This is a genomic window from Brevibacterium rongguiense (assembly GCF_009857845.1).
GTDB classification, from domain to species: Bacteria; Actinomycetota; Actinomycetes; order Actinomycetales; family Brevibacteriaceae; genus Brevibacterium; species Brevibacterium rongguiense.
Map to the genome: position 1 here is coordinate 33,761 of NZ_WWEQ01000003.1, position 16,205 is coordinate 49,965.

The window sequence follows — 16,205 nt, forward strand, 5'->3', positions numbered from 1 at the left end:
GGTCGTGGATGCGGGTGGGTCTCAGAGGCGCGCTCTGGTCTTGGCAGTGCGCTGCTGGGCTCAGGCGCGCGCCGGCTGGGGCGCGGCCGCCTGCACCCCGGCGGCGGCCAGGGCCGCGAGCAGGCGCCGGCGGATCTCCTGCGCCCGCACGCTCAGCGCCTCCTGGCGGCGCTTGTATTCCGCCTTGCCCGCGGCGGTCTCGATGCGCACGGGCTCGAGCCCCCAGTCGTGCAGATCGTAGGGGGAGGCCTCCATGTCGAGGCGGCGGATGTCGACGGCCAGGTCGAATGCGTCGAGCACCGTCTCCGAGGCGACGATCGGCTCGAGCTTCATCGCCCACTTGTACAGGTCCATGCCGGCGTGGAGGCAGCCGGGCTGCTCGTTGGCGACCATCCCGGTGCGCGTGGGCTGCAGCGTGTTGAGCGGGCGGGCGGGCTCGGTGAAGAAGCGGAACGCATCGAAGTGGGAGCACTGCACGCGGTGGCCCTCGACCACCGCGTCCGTCTGCGCACGGCTCAGCCGCAGCGGCACCTGCCCGTGCCGGCGGTCGTCGTCGGACTGACGGTAGACCATGGCCCACTCGTGGAGCCCGAAGCAGCCGAACGTCGCCTCCCGGTGCAGGGTGGCGGTGAGCAGGCCCGCGATGAAGCGGGCGCCGTCGCCGCGCTGGGCGCGCCACTGCTCAAGGTCTACGGCCGCGGTCTGCTGCTCCTCGTCGAGTGCGTACCAGCGCCGGGCGAATTCCGCGCGGTCCGGCCCGTCGCCGAGGCGCACGCGGACACCCGCTCCCGGGTGCCAACGTGCCAGCTTGCCGGGGGAGAAGGGGTAGTAGGTGAACAGGAAGTCCTCGACGGGGTGCGCCTCGCCGCGCTGACGGCGCGCGCGGTGTGCTGCGGTGCGCTGGTCGGCGCGCTGCGCGTGCCGGTCGCGGGCGGCGTGCCACGCGGCGGCGGGCAGCGGTGCAATGTCCATGGCACCAGTGTGCCTGAAGCCATTCGTTCCGATTGTCCGATGGCATCATGGAATTAGGAAAGAATTCACATGAGTTGCCTAGGGTGGGGTGCGATCGCACCGGCATCAGGGCCTGTGCGCCGACATCGGAGTCACCATGTCCCTTCGCACCTCGTTCCGAGCCGCGGGCGCGGCGCTTGCCGCGCTGAGCCTGGCGGCCGTTTCCTCCGCGACGCTCGCGCCCGCCGCCGTCGCCGCCCCCGGTGACCCCGGCAGGACACGGGTGCGGAGACCTCCGTGGCCAAGGTCAAGGGCAAGGGAGTGGGCTCGGGCCGGTGGGGCATCGCCGGTGCCGTCGAGACGGTGGGCTCGGGTGGCAGCACGTACAACTACGGGGTGCAGTTCGCGCCGGACGGGTCGCTGTGGGTGACGGACTCCGGGAAGGTCTACTGGTCAGGTGGCGGCTCGCAGGGGGGGTACGCCGCGCGTCTTCCGGTACGCGAAGACCGGCAGCGACTTCGCGCAGGGGCAGTACACCGTCAACGGCTCCTGGGACCCGGGATGGAACGGGGGCCTGAGCGGCGGCAGCGCCAACGCCGGCATCGGAGCCAACTGGCAGGCGGTGGGGCAGCGCACAGTCATCAGCGAGCCGTACGCCGCGCCCAAGCCCAATCTGACGAACGGGCCGCGCCCCATTACGTTCGACAAGAGCGGCCGCGCGTGGATCGTGAATTCGGAGAACGGCGACCCCAATTCGGCCGACGAGTCGGCACCGCACCGCAAGGTCCAGGTGCTGCGCGCCGACGGCACGCCGGAGGCGACCTTGGGGTGGGGTGGGAAGTGGCCCGATCGCGACCATCCCGGCGTCACGTTCTACGGCACCGGCGCGGCGACGACCCCGGATGGCAAGATCCTCACGACCTCGGAGACGTCAAACCGCCTCAACGTCTTCGACCCCACCACGATGCAGGCCACGGGGCAGATCCCGCTCGACCTGCCCGCGGGCAGTGACAACTCCGATGACAAGGGCTACCGGTCGCCCTATGCGGTCGCGGTCGATCCCGTCGACGGCTCGATCTACACCGGGCTCGTCGATTTCCGCGACGCCCCTGGCATGAAGACCCAGGTGCCCTACGTCGAGAAGCGGGACGCGTCCGGCAAGCTCCTCGCCAAGCTCAAGAGTCCCTCGGGTGCCGCGCCCTTCCTGCGCACCGGTCAGGTCGTGTTCAATGTCGTGGTGAATCCGCACAACCGACACGTCTTCGCGTGGTCGCAGTTCAACAGCGGCGTCGTCGAGTGGGACGAGGACGGAAGCTTCGTGCGCTCCTGGAACGCGTCGAACAACACGGTGGGGGGCGTCGCCAAGGCGGCCGGGGTAGCCACGGAGGCGTTCCCGGGCATGGGCACCGTGCGCGGGCTCACGTTCGACGAAGGCGGACGAATGTACCTCACGATCAACGAGGGCGGCAGCTCGATGGGCAGGGACTCGAGCCCCGGGTCATGATTCTCGGGCAGACTCCTGCCCCGGTGAAGCAGGGGGGGTGCGTGCCGAAGTGTGGATCGCACCCAGGCCCAGCTGTCGTGGCAGGCTCCACCGGCTCAGGCGCAGACCGAGGCCGGCAACGGCGGACTGCCGATCAAGGACTACGTCGTCGAACAGCACATGGAGGGGGACGTGGACGCCAGCGGTGCAGACCGCTGGACGGTCGTGCCGAAGAAAGAAGCCTCGACGAAGACACGCTGGACCGTCGAAGGGCTTGACCCTGCCAAGCACTACGATTTCCGGGTCTCCGCCTGGAATGAAGCGGGCAACGGCGATTGGCTGCGGCTCGAAAACCAGCGCACGATTCGCATGGCCGACGACTCCGCGGAGTTCGGGCTGGGCGCTCCGAGTGTCAAGGTCGACGTGCTCGACAACGACGTCCTGCTGAGCGACCCGTCGGCCGTGCCGCCGCTCGAGGAGGAGCCGGTCGATGCGGAAACGGCCAAGACGCTCAAGATCCTCGATCCCCGCGACGACGCTCCGAAGAAGTACACGGACAGCCTGACGGTCGATGGCGAGGGCACGTACACAGTGGAGCACGGCGCGATTGTCTTCACTCCTGCGCGCGCCTTCGACACCGAGGGACCGCTGACGCCCATCACATATGCGTTGGGGCTCGAAGGCTGCCGCAGCCACGCGAAGCTCCGCCTCACCGCTCAGCCCAACAGCATCGCACTGGAGAAGTCCGGGAAACTCGCCGTCGGCGCTGCCGGTGCGGTCGGGGATCGGATCGACTGGTCGTTCACCATGAAGAACACAGGCTTCTCGACGTTGCTGGGGGTATCGCTGGGTGATCAGCTGACGGGAATGTCGGATTTTGCCTACGAGTGGCCCGATCCGGCGAAACCGGGTGAGCTGGCGCCAGGCGAGGAGGCGACGGCCACCGCGCACTCTGCCGTCACGGCCGAGCAGCGATCCGCCGGATTCGTCGTGAATTCCGCGGTCGTCACCGGAGTGGCAGGAGACCGCGAGGTGAAGGCGGAGGCGACAGCGCGGGTCGAGCTGCCGGACCCTCCGGAGCCGACGGCGTCCCCGACCACCGAGCCGACGGCGCCGACGACGCCGCCAACGCCGACGATTGATCCCACGCCGCCGACCACCGAACCGACGAAGCCAAGCACGCCGCCAACGGTCGACCCGACCGCGGATCCGACTTCCGAGCCGACGGTTGATCCCACGCCGGGCCCGACAACGGCACCGACGGGAACCCCGACGACGGGCCCCGCCCCCACCTCCGGTCCGACGAGCGGAGTTCCGTCTCCCTCGGCATCATCCGCCCCGAGCACGTCACGCCCGACTACTCAGCCGCCGGCCCCGGCCAGCAGTTCGCCGGGCGATCCCGGCAACCCGCCGGCGCCCGGGCCGAACGGACCGCCCGATGACCGCAGTCCGCTGCCGCGCACCGGTGTCCAGGGCATCGCCTCGGCACTCGTTGCCGCGGGATGCCTGATCGTGGGTGGCGTGCTTACCGCGGTGCGCGCCCGCCGGCGCCGCTGAGCGTGGCAGGTGTCCTGTCCCCACCGCCTTTCGCGGTGGGGGCAGGACGCCTTGTCGCTCGGGGCGATGCGGTTTGGCGAGGCCCTTAACGAACGCTTAGAGTAGGTTGCGCATCCTCTCACAAACATGAAAGCGACCCCCTTCATGCGCATCCCCCAGAAGAAGCTCGCGGCCGCCGGTGCTGGCGCAGCGGCCTCCGCCCTCGTCCTCGGCTTCGCCGCTGTCCCACTGCTCGTTCCCCGGCACAGGCCGATGACGCAAGCGAATTGCCCGTTCCGGAAATCGTGAAGCAGACGACGATCGGGAAAACCGACTCCAAGGGCATCGGGTCCGGCAAGTGGGGTTACGTGGGCGACGTCAAGACGCAGAACCCCGATGGCAAGACGACCTACCCGTACGGCGTGAACATCAACCCGAGTGACGGATCGCTGTGGGTGTCGGATTCCGGCAAAACGGTGACCAGCAGGTTTAGCTGCGCGTTGGCTGGCTTCCCGGGTACGAGCCGCTGTCAGACGGGTGTACCGCAGATGGTGACCTACGCGAAGGCCGATGGCACCGAACAGCGCGCCAGCCAGTACACCGTGGACGGTGATTTCGCCGTCACGGCGAAGACAGCGATCTCCGATGACTGGAAGACCAAGAACACCGGTTTGGGCGCCCTCTTCGCCGCCCGCACCGAGGCTAGGACGAAGAAGCGCGTCGACACGGAGACCGACAAGTCCGAGTACCACGGCGATTCGTTCCATGGGCCGCGCGGCATCGCGTTCGACGGAGAGGGCAACGGCTGGGTGACGGACTCCGATGACCTCGCGAGCCCGCAGAACCCGGTCGCCGTCAAGATCTTCGACAAGGACCTCGATTTCAAGAAGGCGCTCGGCGGCAACAACTACGGCCAGTTCGATGCGCTCGACAATGCGAACTCCGCCCAGCCCATGTCGATCGCGACGCGTCCCAATGAAAACATGCTCGTCGCCAGCCAGAGCGGCAAGGGCAAGAACCGGCTCATCGAGTACAAGCCGGACGGCACGTTCGTCGGCACGATTCCCCTCGACCTCCCCGAGGGCTCGCCGGGACTGGTCAGCGACAAGGACACCGGTGCGCGGACCCCCGAGGCGTTTCCGTGAACCCGAAGACCGGACATATCTTCGTCGCGCCCATGGACGGCTCGACGCAGTCGTGGGTGGGGCAGGGCGGCAACTCCATTGCGCCCTTCATCGTCGAGTACGACGAAAAGGGCGCGTTTGTGCAGAACATCGGCCAGGGTGATTACGGCACGCGCCAGGCCATGTTCGGCTCCCGCATCGATCCGAAGACGCAGGAGGTCTGGGCATGGTCCGCCGACGGCGGCTTCAACGAGTACAAGGCGGATGGCACGCTCGTCAAGAAGTTCACCGATAAGGACTTCTACGGTCTGGAGCACATCCGCGGCCTGGTCTTCGACTCCAACGGCCGTGTGCTTGCCACGACGAAGGAGGGCAGCAATTCGAAGACGGCGCTCAATCGCGTCATGATGCTCGGTCAGACTCCGAATCCGACGACGGAGGTCTCTGGCACCCTCGTGCCGTCCGAAACCCCAGCGGAGACCGCCCCGGCGAGTGCTGTCGCCAAGGCGGCCCGCGCGGACGCCGACGACCCGACGTGCGGCGTCACCTCTCCGGCACCCGCAGCGCCCACCTACGAGACCGCGGACCTTGATTGGGCGAACGCCTCGGTGAGCGGCGCGCTGCCCTATCACCAGACCGAAGTGCGCGACTTCTCGATCGAGGCCCGCATGCTCGACGCCGATGATCAGCCCACCAGCGACTGGAAGCTCGTCGACCACAGTTCCGCGACGTCGGAGCTTGGGCGCGACGGGGTCAAGCTGCCGGAGCCGCTGAAGGCGGGCAGCGAGGACAAGGTGCAGTTCCGCGTCGCGGCGTGGAACGAGGCCGGCAACGGGGACACCGGAGGGATCACCCTCCAGGCGCCCCCTGCCCCTACTGCCCCAGCACCCACACCGTGCGAGACGCCCAGCGACGCGCCCTCTCCTTCGGATTCGGCCTCGCCGTCTCCCTCCGACTCGGTCTCCCCGTCCCCGTCGGAGTCGGTCTCCCCGTCTCCCTCAGATTCGACGACTCCGTCTCCATCGGCTTCGGTGACTCCCTCCCCGTCGGACTCGGTCACACCGTCCCCCTCGGACTCGCAGACCCCGGAGCAGACGGACACGACCACCCCCTCGGAGACGAGTAGCGCTTCGGCCACCCCGAGCGCTTCGAGCACCCCGACGAAGCAGCCCAGCCGGAAGCCGAGCCCCGCGCCGTCGACCTCGTCGGCTCCGGCGCCGGGCCCCAACCCCGGAGAGAACCCCGGGGACGGCCCCACGCAGCCGGGCAGCCCCGACCAGCCGAACAGCCCCCTGCCGCGCACCGGTGCGGAGATCGCAGGCGCGCTGGCGGCGGCCGCGCTGCTCATCGGCGGCGGCGTCCTGGCCGTGACCGCCGGCCGCAGGCGCAGCCGGAAGTGACGGCGCTACCGCCCAGCCGCCCGAGCAAGAGCGGCGGCCGGGTGGGCCTGAGCCGCAGCCGCGCGCACTGAGGCGGGAGCGCAGGCGGGCTCCCGCGGGCATATCGCCCGTGGGAGCCCGCCTCCCTCGTCCCCGGCCGGGGTCACGACCTAGACTGACGACATGCGCATAGCGAGATTCGTGCACAAGGATGCACCTGCCTACGGAGTGGTCGAGGGCGAGCTCAAGGACGGCGAGGGCGCGCGGTTCGACACCTCGGGCCTCGAGATCGCCGTGTTGGACGGCGACCCGTTCTTCAGCCCGGCCCAGTCGACCGGGGAGCGCCTGGCCTTCGACGACGTACGGCTGCTCGCGCCCATCATCCCGCGCTCCAAGGTGATCGGCGTGGGCCGCAACTTCGCCGACCACGCCAAGGAGCTCGGCAACGAGGTGCCGGTCTCGCCGCTCACCTTCTTCAAGCCCAACACCGCGGTGATCGGCCCCGGCGATCCCATCCGGCTGCCCGCCATCAGCGAGCACGTGTCCTACGAGGGCGAGCTCGCGGTCATCATCTCCCGCGTCGCCAAGCAGGTGCGCGCGGACAAGGCGTACGACTTCGTGCTGGGCTACACGGCGGCCAACGACGTCACGCTGCGCGACATCCAGGGCACGGACAAGCAGTGGTCGCGGGCCAAGGGCTTCGACACCTCGTGCCCGTTGGGCCCGTGGATCGAAACGGAGCTCGACCCGGACGATGTCCGCATCCGCTCCTGGGTGGGCGATGAGCTCAAGCAGGACGGAACGACCGCGGACTTCATCTTCGACATCCCCCAGCTCATCGAGCACATCTCGGAGACCATCACCCTGCTGCCCGGCGATGTCATCCTCACCGGCACCCCGGCGGGCGTGGGCAGGATCGAATCCGGTGACCGCGTGACGGTCGCGATCGACGGCCTGGGCGTCCTCGTCAACCCCGTCATGGACGCCTGAGCCACCGCCACCCGCCACACAGACACCGCGGCCGCTTCCCAGCCACCTCCACCGCCGGCCGCCGTACACAGCGCCCCAGCCACCGCCCACAGCAACCAGCCCACCGCACAGAGTAAGGAAACGCGTGAACGTCAGAGTCCGCTTCTGCCCGTCGCCCACCGGCACCCCCCACGTCGGGATGGTCCGCACGGCGCTGTTCAACTGGGCGTATGCCCGCCACACCGGCGGCACGTTCGTCTTCCGCATCGAGGACACGGACGCGGCGCGCGACTCGGAGGAGAGCTACGGCCAGATCATCGAGGCCATGCAGTGGCTGGGCCTCGACTGGGACGAGGGCATCGACGTGGGCGGGCCGCACGGGCCCTACCGCCAGTCCGAGCGCGGGGAGACCTACCAGGACGTCATCGCGCGGCTCAAGGCCGGCGGCCACGTCTACGAGTCCTTCTCGACGAACGAGGAGGTCGAGGCCCGCCACCGCGCCGCCGGCCGCGACCCCAAGCTCGGCTACGACGGCTACGACCGCGACCTGACCGATGAGCAGCGCGCCGCGTTCCGCGCCGAGGGCCGCGAGCCCGTGCTGCGCGTGCGGATGCCGGACGAGGACATCACGTTCACGGACCTCGTGCGCGGCGACATCACGTTCCGCGCGGGCACCGTGCCGGACTTCGTGGTGGTGCGCGCCAACGGCCAGCCGCTCTACACGCTGGTCAATCCGGTCGACGATGCGCTCATGGGGATCACCCACGTGCTGCGCGGTGAGGACCTGCTCTCCTCCACCCCGCGCCAGATCGTGCTCTACGAGGCGCTCAAGGCCATCGGCATCGCGGAGCAGACCCCCGCGTTCGGCCACCTTCCCTACGTCATGGGGGAGGGCAACAAGAAGCTCTCCAAGCGCGACCCGGAGTCCAACCTCTTCCACCACCGCGACCGCGGGTTCATCCCCGAGGGGTTCATCAACTACCTGGCGCTGCTGGGCTGGTCGATCGGCCCCGACCGCGACGTCTTCAGCGTGCAGGAGTTCGTCGAGGCGTTCGACATCGCCGACGTCAACCCCAACCCCGCCCGCTTCGACCTCAAGAAGGCCACGGCCATCAACGCGGACCACATCCGCGAGCTGCCCGTCGACGACTTCGCCCAGCGGCTCATCCCGTACCTCGCCGCAGCCGGCATCGTCCCCGCCGAGCCCGAGGCGCGGGACAGGGAGATCCTCGCGGCCGCCGCCCCGCTCGTCCAGACCCGCATGAACCTGCTGAGCGAGGCACCGGACATGCTGGGCTTCCTCTTCACCCCCGATGCCGAGCTCGAGCTCACCGAGGACGGCCTCAAGACGCTCAAGGACACCGCCCCGCAGGTCCTGGCCGCGTCGCTGGAGGCCCTCGAGGCGCTGGCCGACTGGACGACGGACTCCCTCCACGACGCACTGCAGGCCGCCCTCGTCGACGGGCTGGGCATCAAGCCCCGCCTGGCGTTCGGCCCGCTGCGCGTGGCCGTGTCCGGCCGCCGCGTCTCGCCGCCCCTGTTCGAGTCCATGGAGATCCTGGGCCGCGAGTCGACGCTGGCCCGCATCCGCGCGCTCGCGGCGCACCTGGCCGCGCAGCCCGAGGGCTGAGCCGCCCGCACCGCTGAGGAGGAATCCGTGCCCACGGCTGCCTATCGCCTGCCCGCGCTCGCCGTCGAGGAGCACGCCATCACGGTGCCGCTCGACCACTTCGGCGACGAGCCCGGCGAACTCGAGGTCTTCGCCCGCATCGTCGGCACCCCGGGGGAGGCGAAGCCCTACCTGCTCTACCTGCAGGGCGGCCCCGGCTCCGAGGCGTTCCGCCCCACCGCCGCGCACCCCGCCTGGCTGCCGCGCGCGCTGCGCGACTACCGGGTCATCATGCTCGACCAGCGCGGCACGGGCCGCTCGAGCCCCGTGGGCCGCGTCGACGGCCGGTTCCACGGCACCGGGGGAGCGCAGGACACGGCCGGGGTCGCCGCGCGCCTGCGCCACTACCGGGCCGACGCCATCGTCGAAGACGCCGAGGCGCTGCGCCGTGCGCTCGGCATCGAGCGCTGGGCGGTCCTCGGGCAGTCGTTCGGCGGCTTCACCGCCCTGCGCTACCTGGCCGCCCACCCGGCAGCGCTCGACCTCGCCCTCTTCACCGGCGGCCTGCCCCGCGTCGTCGACGAGCGGCTGGCCGCCGACGGCCTGGCCGGGCCCGGCGGGGCGGACCCGGACGTCGCGCATGTCTACCGCGTGACCTGGGAGACGATGCGGCGCAAGTCGCAAGGGTTCTGCGCCCGCTTCCCCGCCGACGCGCAGCGCCTGGAGCGCCTCGCCGAGCGCGCCGCGGAGAGCGGCATCGCGCTTCCCGGCGGCATCGTCGCCGGCCCCGAGCACATCCGCAGCCTGGGCCACGTGCTCGGCACCGCGCACGGCGCGCAGACCCTGCACTACCTCCTCGACTTCGACCCCGACACCGCGGCCTTCCGCCACGACGCGGCTGCCGCCCTGCCGTTCTCCGCCCGCAACCCCGTCTACGCCGTGCTCCAGGAGTCGTGCTGGGCCAACGGCGTCGCAACGGACTGGGGCGCCGTGCGCGCCCGCCCGGCCGGCCTCGATTCGACCTGGCTGGCCGGCGAGCACATCCACCCCGGCCTCCTGGCCAGCGGCGACCTGGCACCGTGGGCCGAGGTCGCCCAGGCGCTTGCGGAGCGGCCGTGGCCGCTCATGTGGGATCCGGGGGCGCTGCGGACGGCGGACGTGCCCGCCATCGCCGCGGTGTACTTCGACGATGCATACGTGCCGCGGGAGTTCTCACTGGCCACGGCCGCGCTGCTGCCGCACGCGCGCACGTGGGTGACGAGCGAGTACGAGCACGACGGGCTGCGCGCCTCGGGCGCGGCGGTGCTCGACCGGCTCCTGGCGATGGCCGCCGGCGACGCCTGAGCCGGGCCGGCTGCGGGGGTGATGAGCATCACCGCGGGGGCCCCGCGCTCGCTTTGCGCCCGCGCGCGGCGGTGTGTAATGTTATCTCTCGTTGCCGAGGCAGCCCGCAAGGCCAGCTTCGCAGTGGGATATGGTGTAATTGGCAGCACGAGTGATTCTGGTTCACTTAGTCTAGGTTCGAGTCCTGGTATCCCAGCGCTTATGACTCGCACCTGCGTGCCATAACGCCCCTGCTCCCGTCGTCTAGGGGCCTAGGACGCCGCCCTCTCAAGGCGGAAACGGCAGTTCGAATCTGCTCGGGAGTACAAGCAAGGGCCCGCGCCCTCGTGGTCAGCCACGGGAGCGCGGGCCCTTTCGCATTCCCGCAGCGGCCGCGCACGGCGCCGGAGGCCGCGCACGGTGCCCGCCCGGGGCAGGGCACAATGGGCGGATGAGCGAGCACACCACGGGGGCCGCCGCGCAGCGCTGCGTCATGGCCATCGACCAGGGCACCACCTCCACCCGCGCCATCGTCTTCGACCGGGCCGGGGCCATCGTGTCCTCCGCCCGCCTCGAGCACGAGCAGATCTTCCCCCGCCCCGGCTGGGTCGAGCACGACCCCGCCGAGATCTGGCAGAACCTGCGCAGCGTCGTCGCCGAGGCGCTCATCGGCGCCGACATCAACCGCCACGCCCTGGCCGCCGTGGGCATCACGAACCAGCGCGAGACGACCGTCGTGTGGGACCGTGCCACCGGGCAGCCGGTGCACAACGCGATCGTGTGGCAGGACACGCGCACCCAGGCGATCTGCGACCGGCTGGCCCAGGCCGCCGCGGGGCCGGACGGGGAACCGGACTACGATCGCTACCGCGAGCGCACCGGGCTGCCCCTGGCCACGTACTTCGCAGGGCCCAAGGCCGCCTGGATCCTCGAGCACGTGGAGGGCGCGCGCGAGCGGGCGGAGGCGGGGGAGCTGCTCTTCGGGACCACCGACTCGTGGTGCCTGTGGAACATGACCGGCGGCCCCGACGGCGGCGTGCACGTCACCGACGTCACGAACGCCTCGCGCACGATGCTCATGAATCTCGACACGCTCGACTGGAATGCCGACATCGCCGCCGACATGGGCATCCCGCTGAGCATGCTGCCCGAGATCCGCTCGTCGTCCGAGGTCTACGGCCACGGCCGCAAGAACGGCCTGCTCATCGACACCCCCATCGCCGGCATCCTGGGCGATCAGCAGGCGGCGACGTTCGGCCAGGCGTGCTTCGAGCGGGGCCAGGCGAAGAACACGTACGGGACGGGCAACTTCATGCTCATGAACACGGGCACGCAGCCCGTGCGCAGCGACCGCGGCCTGCTCACCACCGTGTGCTACCGGCTGGGCGAGGCGCCGCCCGTCTATGCGCTCGAGGGCTCCGTGGCCGTCACCGGCTCGCTCGTCCAGTGGGTGCGCGACAGCCTGGGCTTCATCGCGGACGCGCAGGACATCGAGGAGCTGGCGGCGCAGGTGCCGGACAACGGCGGGTGCTTCGTCGTCCCGGCGTTCTCCGGCCTGTTCGCCCCGTACTGGCGGCCCGAGGCGCGCGGGGCGATCGTCGGCCTCACCCGGTTCGTCGACCGGCGCCACATCGCGCGCGCCGTGCTCGAGGCCACCGCCTTCCAGTCCCAGGAGGTGCTCGAGGCGATGGACGCGGAGGCCCCCGCTGCGCTCACCGAGCTCAAGGTCGACGGGGGCATGGTGGCCAACGACCTGCTCATGCAGTTCCAGGCCGACATCCTGGGCGTGCCCGTCAGCAGCCCGCGCGTCATCGAGACGACGGCGCTGGGCGCGGCCTACGCTGCCGGCATCGCCGTGGGCTTCTGGGCCGGGGAGGACGAGGTCGCCGCGAACTGGGCGGAGGGCCGCCGCTGGGAGCCGCGGATGGATCCGGACGTGCGCGCGCGCAGCCTGCGGCTGTGGAAGAAGGCCGTCGAGCGGACCTTCGACTGGGTCGACGAGGACGTCCGGACCGCGCAGGCCTGAGCGCGCCTGCCGGCTGGGATGCAGACGGGCCGGGCCCGAGGCGAGACTCGCCTCGGGCCCGGCCCGCTTCCCTGTGCGCTGCCGGCCGGGCTGCGCAGGAGTGCCGCCGGAGCTCAGCGCTGCGTGTTGTCCGCCGTGGCCTGCGTGTTCTCCGCCGTGCGGATGTTGGCCACGAAGAACTCGATGACGACGCGCAGGCAGATGATGGAGAAGAACGTGATGATGGCGCCCACGATGATCGTGAAGATCACGAGGAAGACGCCGAAGCCCGTGCCGGGGCCGGCCGAGGAGCCGGAGTAGCTCGAAGCCAGCGCGGACGCCCCCGCCATCGTCACGCCCATGATGAGCGAGCAGATGACCGAGCCCACGTAGTTGAGGACCGCCAGGATGATCCCGATGACGTAGATGACCGAGGCGAACTTCACGGTCACGAAGTTGCGGAACTTCAGGTCGAACAGCGACTTCATGAATGACGCGCCGCCGGGCTGCCCGCCGTTCGCGGGCGCCGGGGCGGCGAAGCCGCCGGTGGCTGCCTGCTGGTCGTAGCCGTAGCCCTGGGCGGCCTGGGAGCCGTACTGCTGCGGGGCCTGCGCGTCGTAGCCGGGCTGGGCGCCGTATGCCTGCACCGGCTGCGAGCCGTAGGCCTGGGCCTGCGAACCGTAGGCCTGCGTCTGCTGGGGGTCATAGGCCTGCGTCTGCTGCGGGTCGTAGCCCTGCGCCGGCTGCTGGGAGCCGTAGGCCTGCGCGGGCTGCGAGCCGAACTGCTGGCCGCCGGTGTTCGCGTCGTAGCCGTAGCCGGGCTGCTGGGGGTTCTGGGTCATGTCGCTCCTTGGGTGAGTGGGTGGTGGGGTGCGGGCTGGCGGGGGAGCGCCGCGGGCGCTGTGCCGGCCTATCCGCGGTTGAGCGCGTCGGTGAGGGCCTTGGCGGCCTCGAGGACGGACTGGGCGTGGAGGCGCCCGGGCTGGCGGGTGAGCCGGTCGACGGGCCCGGAGATGGACACGGCCGCGACCACCCGGTTGCTCGGGCCGCGCACGGGGGCGGAGACGGAGGCGACGCCGCGCTCGCGCTCGGCGATCGACTGGGCCCAGCCGCGGCGGCGCACGCCGGAGAGCATGGTGGCGGAGAAGCGGGCCCCGCGCAGGCCGGTGTGGAGCCGGTCGGGCTCCTCCCAGGCCAGCAGCACCTGGGCGGCGGAGCCGGCCCGCATGCTCAGGGTCGCGCCGATCGGCACGGAGTCGCGCAGGCCCACCGGGCGCTCGGCGGCCGCGACGCACAGGCGCAGGTCGCCCTGGCGGCGGAAGAGCTGGGCGGACTCGCCGGTGCGATCGCGCAGCTGGCTGAGCACGGGGCCGGCCGCGGCGAGCAGGCGGTCCTCGCCGGCCGCCGAGGACAGCTCGGACAGCCGCGGTCCCAGCATGAAGCGGCCCTGCAGGTCGCGGCCGACGAAGCGGTGGAACTCGAGGGCGACCGCCAGGCGGTGGGCCGTCGGGCGGGCCAGACCGGTAAGGCTGACGAGCTCCGCCAGCGATGCGGGGCCGGCCTCGAGGGCGGACAGGACGAGTGCGGCCTTGTCGATGACGCCGACTCCGCTGCCGTTATCTGGAGAGCTCATGGGGCCCATTGTGCAATCTCAGCATCTAAGATGCAAGTCCGAATGGCAGAACGCGGCGGTAAAGTCGCTCGCACAGCCGCCCGGCGCCACCCGCGCTCCGCGGCTGCAGCGGACTGATACAGCAGTGCAGGCAAGGAGGATCGAGCCATGGGCAGGACTCTGGCGGAGAAGGTGTGGAACGATCACATCGTAGCGCTCGGGGAGGACGGCGAGCCGGATCTCATCTACATCGACCTCCATCTTGTGCACGAGGTCACGAGCCCGCAGGCCTTCGAGGGGCTCCGCCTGGCCGGCCGCCCCGTCCGCCGCCCGGACCTCACGATCGCCACCGAGGACCACAACACGCCCACCGTCGACATCGACAAGCCGATCGCGGACCTCACCTCGCGCACCCAGATCGAGACCCTGCGCCGCAACGCGCAGGAGTTCGGCATCCGGCTGCACTCCCTGGGCGATGCGGACCAGGGCATCGTCCACGTGGTGGGCCCGCAGCTGGGGCTCACGCAGCCGGGCATGACGGTGGTCTGCGGCGACTCGCACACCTCCACCCACGGCGCTTTCGGCTCGATCGCCATGGGCATCGGCACCTCGGAGGTCGAGCACGTCCTCGCCACCCAGACGCTCAGCCTCAAGCCGTTCAAGACGATGGCGATCACGGTCGACGGCGAACTGCCCGCAGGGTCCTCGGCCAAGGACATCATCCTGGCGGTCATCGCCAAGATCGGCACCGGCGGCGGGCAGGGCTACGTGCTCGAATACCGCGGCGAGGCGATCCGCAGCCTCTCCATGGAGGCGCGGATGACGATCTGCAACATGTCGATCGAGGCGGGCGCGCGCGCCGGCATGGTCGCCCCGGACCAGACGACGTTCGACTACGTCAAGGGCCGCCCGCACGCACCGCAGGGTGAGGACTGGGACGCGGCCGTCGAGTACTGGAAGACGCTGCGCTCGGACGACGACGCGGAATTCGACGCCGAGGTGGTCCTCGAGGCCGCGGACCTGGAGCCCTTCGTCACGTGGGGCACGAACCCAGGCCAGGGCCTGCCGCTGAGCGCGAGCGTCCCGGACCCCGCCCAGATCGTCGACGAGAACGAGCGCGCCTCCGCCGAGTCCGCGCTCGCCTACATGGGGCTGACGCCCGGCATGCCGCTGCGCGACATCGCCGTGGACACCGTGTTCCTGGGCTCGTGCACGAACGGCCGGCTCGAGGACCTGCGCTCGGCCGCGGAGGTCATCCGCGGGCGGACGAAGGACCCGAACGTGCGGATGATGGTCGTCCCCGGCTCGGCGAAGGTCCGGCTCGCCGCGGAGGCCGAGGGGCTGGACAAGGAATTCGTGGACTTCGGCGCCGAATGGCGCTTCGCCGGCTGCTCGATGTGCCTGGGCATGAACCCGGACCAGCTCTCCGACGGCGAGCGCTGCGCCTCGACCTCGAACCGCAACTTCGAGGGCCGCCAGGGCAAGGGCGGGCGAACCCACCTCGTCAGCCCCCTCGTGGCCGCAGCCACCGCGGTGCGCGGCACCCTGTCCTCGCCCGCCGACCTCGACTGAGCCCGCACCACAGGCAAGGAGCACCCCATGGACAAGATCTCCACGCACACCGGCACCGGCGTCCCGCTGCGCCGCTCGAACGTCGACACGGACCAGATCATCCCGGCCGTCTACCTCAAGCGCGTCACCCGCACCGGGTTCGAGGACGCGCTGTTCGCCCGCTGGCGCAAGGACCCCGAGTTCGTCCTCAACCAGGAGCCCTTCCGGGAGGGCTCGGTGCTCGTGGCCGGCTCCGACTTCGGCACCGGCTCGTCGCGCGAGCACGCGGTGTGGGCGCTCAAGGACTACGGGTTCGCCGCGGTCCTGTCCTCCCGCTTCGCGGACATCTTCCGCGGCAACTCGGGCAAGAACGGCCTCATCGCCGCCCAGGTGGAACAGTCCGACATCGAGCTCATCTGGAAGATCCTCGACAACCACCCCGGCGCCCAGATCACCGTCGACCTCGAGTCGCGCACGGTCACGTGCGACACGCTCACCGTGCCGTTCCAGATCGACGACTTCACCCGCTGGCGCCTGCTCGAGGGCCTCGACGACATCAGCCTCACGCTGCGCGACGAGGCCGCCATCTCCCGCTTCGAGGCCACGCGTCCCGCGTTCAAGCCGAAGACCCTCCCGGCGCGCGTCTGAGCCCCGCCCCGGGGG

At 70.7% G+C, this 16,205-nt stretch carries 13 protein-coding genes and 2 tRNA genes; 12 read left to right on the forward strand and 3 right to left on the reverse strand.

The window, feature by feature from the left end:
• Positions 1-60 precede the first annotated feature (60 nt).
• Positions 61-972 carry a 3-methyladenine DNA glycosylase gene (locus GSY69_RS01120; protein ID WP_202410716.1) on the reverse strand — a complete coding sequence of 304 codons (912 nt, stop codon included), beginning with the start codon at positions 970-972 and terminating at the stop codon, positions 61-63.
• A gap of 436 nt (positions 973-1,408) precedes the next feature.
• On the opposite strand from GSY69_RS01120, the gene GSY69_RS01125 reads away from it, so the two are divergent.
• From GSY69_RS01125 to glpK, 10 genes are all read left to right on the forward strand, one after another.
• Positions 1,409-2,455, forward strand: a complete 1,047-nt coding sequence (locus tag GSY69_RS01125; protein WP_160952080.1) for an NHL repeat-containing protein — start codon at positions 1,409-1,411, stop codon at positions 2,453-2,455.
• A 51-nt stretch (positions 2,456-2,506) separates the two neighbouring features.
• Positions 2,507-3,991 (forward strand): DUF7507 domain-containing protein, encoded by a 1,485-nt coding sequence (locus GSY69_RS01130; protein WP_160952081.1) that lies wholly within the window; start codon positions 2,507-2,509, stop codon positions 3,989-3,991.
• 284 nt (positions 3,992-4,275) lie between these two features.
• Complete coding sequence (locus tag GSY69_RS01135) at positions 4,276-5,115, forward strand: hypothetical protein (RefSeq protein ID WP_160952082.1); 840 nt, start codon at positions 4,276-4,278, stop codon at positions 5,113-5,115.
• A complete protein-coding gene (locus tag GSY69_RS01140; protein ID WP_160952083.1) occupies positions 5,112-6,494 on the forward strand; it encodes a hypothetical protein in 1,383 nt (460 codons plus the stop codon). The genes GSY69_RS01135 and GSY69_RS01140 overlap by 4 nt, the downstream gene beginning before the upstream one ends.
• Before the next feature lie 162 nt (positions 6,495-6,656).
• Positions 6,657-7,463, forward strand: a complete 807-nt coding sequence (locus GSY69_RS01145; RefSeq protein ID WP_160952084.1) for a fumarylacetoacetate hydrolase family protein — start codon at positions 6,657-6,659, stop codon at positions 7,461-7,463.
• A gap of 178 nt (positions 7,464-7,641) precedes the next feature.
• Positions 7,642-9,072, forward strand: a complete 1,431-nt coding sequence (gltX, locus tag GSY69_RS01150; RefSeq protein WP_235936192.1) for a glutamate--tRNA ligase — start codon at positions 7,642-7,644, stop codon at positions 9,070-9,072.
• 27 nt (positions 9,073-9,099) lie between these two features.
• A complete protein-coding gene (locus tag GSY69_RS01155) occupies positions 9,100-10,395 on the forward strand; it encodes an alpha/beta fold hydrolase (RefSeq protein ID WP_160952086.1) in 1,296 nt (431 codons plus the stop codon).
• 124 nt (positions 10,396-10,519) lie between these two features.
• A tRNA-Gln gene (locus GSY69_RS01160) sits at positions 10,520-10,591 on the forward strand.
• Between the two features lie 36 nt (positions 10,592-10,627).
• Positions 10,628-10,700: transfer RNA gene (locus GSY69_RS01165), tRNA-Glu, on the forward strand.
• Between the two features lie 125 nt (positions 10,701-10,825).
• Positions 10,826-12,400 (forward strand): glycerol kinase GlpK, encoded by a 1,575-nt coding sequence (gene glpK, locus GSY69_RS01170; protein ID WP_160952087.1) that lies wholly within the window; start codon positions 10,826-10,828, stop codon positions 12,398-12,400.
• Between the two features lie 113 nt (positions 12,401-12,513).
• On the opposite strand, the gene GSY69_RS01175 is transcribed toward glpK, so the two are convergent.
• The gene (locus tag GSY69_RS01175) at positions 12,514-13,221 is read right to left on the reverse strand and encodes a DUF4282 domain-containing protein (protein ID WP_160952088.1); all 708 of its coding nucleotides are present in this window, start codon (positions 13,219-13,221) and stop codon (positions 12,514-12,516) included.
• A 68-nt stretch (positions 13,222-13,289) separates the two neighbouring features.
• On the reverse strand, positions 13,290-14,012 hold the full coding sequence (locus GSY69_RS01180; RefSeq protein WP_160952089.1) for an IclR family transcriptional regulator: 723 nt from the start codon (positions 14,010-14,012) through the stop codon (positions 13,290-13,292).
• Between the two features lie 147 nt (positions 14,013-14,159).
• On the opposite strand from GSY69_RS01180, the gene leuC reads away from it, so the two are divergent.
• Both leuC and leuD read left to right on the forward strand, forming a co-directional pair.
• A complete protein-coding gene (gene leuC / locus GSY69_RS01185) occupies positions 14,160-15,563 on the forward strand; it encodes a 3-isopropylmalate dehydratase large subunit (RefSeq protein WP_160952090.1) in 1,404 nt (467 codons plus the stop codon).
• Between the two features lie 27 nt (positions 15,564-15,590).
• On the forward strand, positions 15,591-16,190 hold the full coding sequence (leuD, locus tag GSY69_RS01190; RefSeq protein WP_160952091.1) for a 3-isopropylmalate dehydratase small subunit: 600 nt from the start codon (positions 15,591-15,593) through the stop codon (positions 16,188-16,190).
• Positions 16,191-16,205 lie beyond the last annotated feature (15 nt).